The organism is Actinosynnema sp., from assembly GCF_052038725.1.
This window is the reverse complement of the sequence record NZ_JBQGCX010000007.1, coordinates 1-3922: the sequence shown is the minus strand read 5'-3', so window position 1 is coordinate 3922 and position 3922 is coordinate 1. Positions and strand designations below refer to the sequence as shown.

The window sequence follows — 3922 nt, the reverse complement described above, 5'->3', positions numbered from 1 at the left end:
CGCTGTTGATCCGCCGGTAGAAGTCCTGCAGGAACGCGATGTCCGTGGCGTACATCTGCTCGACGACCCCGGCGTGCACCTCGGGCACCGAGCCCAGCCGCGTGATCACCTGGCTGAGCAGCACCACGCTCAGGTATCCGGGGTTCTCCTTGACCCGCAGGTCGATCTGCGGGCGCAGCTCGTCCCGCGCGGTCGCCAACCGCATCACGCCGTGCCGGTGCACCTGCCCGTCCTGGTCGACGTAGCCGCGCGGCAGCTCGAACTCGAACTCGGTGCGCAGCCTCGGCCCCCGGTCCCGGTCCTGCTGGTCCCACTGCCGGGAGGGGTCCGGCCGGGAGGAGGGCCCCTCGGAAGGGGCCCGCTCCGGCTGCCTGTCGGTGACCAGCTCGTCGAGCTGGTCGATCGCGATCGTCCGGCGCCTCATTCGACCTTGATCTCCTCGAACGTGAGGGTCACCTTCTCCGAGGCCGCGGTGGACTCGCCTGCCTTGAGCGAGGGGCCCTCCCAGCGGCTGGCCCACGCGTTCATCAGCTGCATCCGGCGCACCGTGTTGCCCTCGGTGTCCTTGATCTCGATGGTGACGTTCTGGCGGGCGGCGCTGACCGCCCCCTTCTCCAGGGTCTCGTTGAGCCACTTGGACAGCTCGTCGCTCTGGTCGAGGCCGCGGGTCAGCGTGACCTCGCCGCCCTTCTGCGCGCCGGGCTGCTTGCGGATCAGCGGCCTGCCGGTGGCGGTGACCTGGAAGACCTCGACCACGTCCTCCTCGACGGTCAGTCCGCTGACCTCCTGCAGCGACTCGACCGTGTAGCCGCCGAGCTGCACGCCGAAGATGTGTGTTGCGAGGGCGTCGCCTTCAGCCATTGCTGTGCTCACCTTTCTGCTTCACGCGCCACGCGGGGCGCGCGGGTCACTCGCTGACGAGGCTGGTGCTGTCGGAGAACTGCGCGAGCCGGAACACGACGAACTCGGCGGGCTTGACCGGCGCGACGCCGATCTCGCAGATGACCTGGCCGAGGTCGATCGACTCGGCCGGGTTGTTCTCCGCGTCGCACTTGACGTAGAACGCCTCGGCCGGGGTGCGGCCGAACAGCGCGCCCTGCCGCCACTGCTCGGTGAGGAACGCGGTGATGTTGCGCCGGATGCTGGACCACAGCCGGTCGTCGTTCGGCTCGAACACCACCCACTGGGTGCCGATCAGGATCGACTCCTCCAGGTAGTTGAAGAGCCTGCGCACGTTCAGGTAGCGCCACGCCGGGTCGGAGGACACCGTGCGGGCGCCCCAGATCCGGATGCCGCGACCGGCGAAGGCGCGGATGCAGTTGACGCCGATGGGGTTCAGCAGGTCCTGCTCGGACTTGCTGATCCCGGTCTCCAGGTCGACCGCGCCGCGCAGCACCTCGTTGGCGGGGGCCTTGTGCACGCCGCGCTCGGCGTCGCTGCGACCCCACACGCCGGCGACGTGCCCGGACGGCGGGACGAAGGTGTTGCGCCCGCTGGACGGGTCGAACACCTTGATCCACGGGTAGTACAGGGTGGCGAAGTTCGAGTCGTAGCCCGCTTCCTCCAGCCGCCAGGTCCGCACCCGCTGCGGGGTCAGGCCGGGAGGGGCGTCGAGCACGGCGACCCGGTCGCCCATCTGCTCGCAGTGCGAGATGACCGCGAGCTGCACGGTCTTCACGCCCTCCAGGTCGATCTGGCCGCGCTGGTAGGAGCTCATCAGGTCGGGCACCGCGACCATGGTGACCGCGTCGACGCTCTCCAGCCCGCCGAACCCGGTGCGGGCCTCGGCGTCGCCCAGGTACTCCTGCGGGTCGATCCGCGCGGGCACGCCGGCCGAGGACGCCGGGGCGGTCGCGCCGGGCAGCGCCACGGTCTGCTTGTCGGGCTTGGCGAGCGCGCCGCTGGGCTGCTCGACCACCTCCACCAGCCGGGAGCGCTCGGCGAGCTGGGTGGCGACGTAGTTCTTGGCGTTCTTGCGGATGGACACGTCGTGCGTCTCCACGACCCGGTTCCCCTGGCGCACCAGGAGCTTGAACCGGTCGTCGGGCGGGTTCTCCCCGTCGGCGTCGGCCACCTCGACGGACACCTCGCCGCCCGCGTCGGGCAGCGCCCGCACGGTCAGCGCCCCCAACCGCACCGGCTCGGCCTTCGGCGGCTCGGCGCTCTCCTGCCGCTCCCCGCCGACCCGCACCACGTAGGCGGAGCCGCCGCCGTTGGAGAAGTAGCCGTAGACGGCGTGCGGCAGGTAGGCGTCCTCGGTGAAACCGCCGAACAGCTGGACGAACTGGTTCCAGTTGGCGACCAGCGTGGGCCGGTGGAACGGTCCGCGCTCGGCGAAGCCGACGAAGGCCGCGACGGCGGTTCCCACGCCCTCGATCGGCCGGGCGCCGGACTGGACCTCCTCCACGTACACGCCGGGCGAGAGGTACTGCGGCATGTTCGCTCCTTCGTTCTCTTCTGGCGCTCCCCGTCCCGACGGCGCTGGCGCCCGGTGACGTTCCGCTCTGGCTCCCCCAGCCTGTCCCCCGCGGGCGCGCGGGGGCAGGACCGCCGGTCCACGGCCGGGTGCACCCCGGTTGCCTGATCGGGCAACGGCTCCACGGCCGCGCCCTCGTCCGCGCACGCGACAGGGCACGGGGCAGGGCACGGGGCAGGGCACGATCTGGGCGCGCGTCAGCACCCCGCCACTGGCGGGGTGGTCGGGAAAGGGGAGCACCGCGCCGGAAGGCGGGCGGGCGGGGCCCAGCGCGGTCGTCACGGCCGCGCCGGGCGCGCGCTCAGCCCAGGTTCGCCCAGTGCCCGAACTCGCTGTCCAGCACGAGCCTGCCGAGCTTGCCGTACTCGCGGCGCACCGCCGTGACCAGGTCGGCCATCCGCAGCGGCCGGTCGGCCTCGGCCGCCAGGTAGGCGGCCGTCACCGCGCAGGCCCGGATCGAACCGCCCGCCAGCTCGAACCGCTCGGCGCAGAACCCCAGGTCCACGTCCGGGTCTCGGGGCAGCACGCGGCCGAGGCAGCGGTCCCACAGCAGCAGCCGGTGCGCGGCGTCCGGCTCGGGGAAGTCCGCGATCACGTCGATGCGCCGGGTGAACGCCTCGTCCACGTTGGACCTCAGGTTCGTGGTCAGCACCGCGATCCCGTCGAAGGACTCCATGCGCTGCAACAGGTACGCCGACTCCATGTTCGCGTGCCGGTCGTGCGAGCTGCGCACCTCGGAGCGCTTGCCGAACACCGCGTCCGCCTCGTCGAACAGCAGCACGCCGTGCACCCCGGCGGCCTCGGTGAAGATCCGCTCCAGGTTCTTCTCGGTCTCGCCGACGTACTTGTCCACCACGGTCGACAGGTCCACCACGTACAGGTCGACGCCGAGCGCGGCGGCGACCACCTCGGCGGACATGGTCTTGCCGGTTCCGGAGCCGCCCGCGAACAGCGCGACCACGCCGCGCCCGCGACCGCCTCCGGGCCGCATCCCCCACTGGCCGAGCACCCGGTCGCGGTGCCGGGCGCGCACGACCAGCTCGGTGAGCTGCCGCCGGGTCGGCTCGGGCAGCACGAGGTCGTCCCAGCCGACGGCGGGCACGACCCTGCGGGCCAGCCGGTCGAGCCCGGCGGCGTTGCGGGCGCGCACCCCGGCGCCCAGGTGCTCCTGCCGCACCGGGCCGCCGTCGAGCGCGGCGAGCCCGGTGGCGACGGCGACGGCGTGCCCGACCTCGTCGTCGCCGAGCCGGTAGGCGGCGAGCGCGGCCAGGTCGAGCCCGGCGAGGTCGAGCCCGGCCGCGGGGCTGCCGCCGAGCGCGCGCTCCCAGCGGCGGGCCAGCTGGTCCGGGTCGGATCCGGGCGCCTGCACCGGGACGGCGGGCCGGGTCGTCCACCTCGGGTCCCAGTGGGCGGCGCCGTGCAGCAGCAGCGGGACGCCCTCGGCGA

The 3922-nt window shown here is 73.0% G+C and carries 4 protein-coding genes; all 4 read right to left on the bottom strand.

The annotated features are described in order from the left end of the window. Positions 1-424 (bottom strand): hypothetical protein (locus ACTUAL_RS00125; protein WP_440898819.1); only part of this gene is annotated, 424 nt, incomplete at its 3' end. Then, positions 421-861 carry a phage tail protein gene (locus ACTUAL_RS00120; RefSeq protein ID WP_015801749.1) on the bottom strand — a complete coding sequence of 147 codons (441 nt, stop codon included), beginning with the start codon at positions 859-861 and terminating at the stop codon, positions 421-423. The genes ACTUAL_RS00120 and ACTUAL_RS00125, both read right to left, overlap by 4 nt. 46 nt (positions 862-907) lie before the next feature. Then, positions 908-2437, bottom strand: a complete 1530-nt coding sequence (locus tag ACTUAL_RS00115) for a phage tail sheath family protein (RefSeq protein WP_440898818.1) — start codon at positions 2435-2437, stop codon at positions 908-910. A gap of 340 nt (positions 2438-2777) precedes the next feature. Further along, positions 2778-3922, bottom strand: a 1145-nt coding sequence (locus ACTUAL_RS00110; protein ID WP_440898817.1) for an ATP-binding protein, incomplete at its 5' end; no start/stop codon positions are given.